This window comes from Treponema sp. R80B11-R83G3 (genome assembly GCF_054786115.1).
Window position 1 is genome coordinate 1 of sequence record NZ_BDHF01000265.1, and the last position, 1,056, is coordinate 1,056.

Here is a 1,056-nt window from a genome sequence, read left to right on the forward strand (position 1 = left end):
GGTTTAACCCTGCTTAACTCCCTGACGGCAAGGACAAGTTCCTTGTCTTTGGCAATTTCACTAATTAAAGCCGGAAGACGGTATGTCCAGACAAAATCATTCACGCTACCCGGCACGTTTATTCTTTCATCCGCCGGATCCGCAGAGTACCAATTATTGGAAAGATGAAGCAGATCCTGTATCTGAAAAACACGGAAACGGGAACGGGCCTGGGCGGTTTTTGTAAGAATTATTTTTGCCGTTCCCGGGTTGTAAACCTTCGGCAAGGAGGGAACGCCTAAAAAGCCTGAATATTGCCCCTGATCCGCCTCCGTTTCCCACCACTGCCTGAGCGTCGAGCTGTCATGAACCGCCGGAGTGCAAACGCTTAATTGGGGATAATTCTCAAAGGGAACATAAGGCTGTCCCGCTTTATCCCATTCGCGAACCCACCGCGTCACGCGCAATCCAAGTATCTTCAGTTTAGACAGAACTTTTGGGACGCAGGGGGGAACGGCTCCAAGGTCTTCGGCGCACGGAAGCATTGAGGACGACTGCACTAATACCGAAAGCAGCTTCATTCCCAATTGCGCCCATGTTTTTTCCGCTCTTTTCTGGCGTTTTTCCAATAAAGCTTCCATAGCCGATTTTTCTTCCTGCGAAAAAGTGGCGTATGCCTTCGCGTCCCTGTAATACCACGCTGGGAAAAATTTCCCTTTTTTATATTCGACAAAAACTCTGTTTTTCCATTCTCCCATAAGAAAATTACGGATCGCCGGATGAAGATCCAAAGCGTCAATATCTTTTTCTCCGGTAATTTTCTTTTTAAACAGCCAAAGTTCTTCGTTATTTACCCGTACAAGCGCCCTGGAAAAAATCCTGTCAGCCGCCGCTTTTATGTCGGCGTCCGTGAAAAGGCTGCCCCAGTTATTGCGCAGGGCATGCATCAGCTCGTCCGTGCGGATATGCGGCTGGGATACCCAGCGGATTCTGCTCTTGTCAAAACCGAGTTTTTTAAGATCGCCCGTAGTAATCGGCGGATATGGCACATAACGTCCGAGAGCGGCGGAATAATCC

At 48.8% G+C, this 1,056-nt stretch carries 1 protein-coding gene; it reads right to left on the minus strand.

What is annotated here, in order from left to right:
- A partial coding sequence (locus tag ACYVRH_RS13190; RefSeq protein WP_461257357.1) for a 4-alpha-glucanotransferase occupies positions 1-1,056 on the minus strand: 1,056 nt, incomplete at both ends.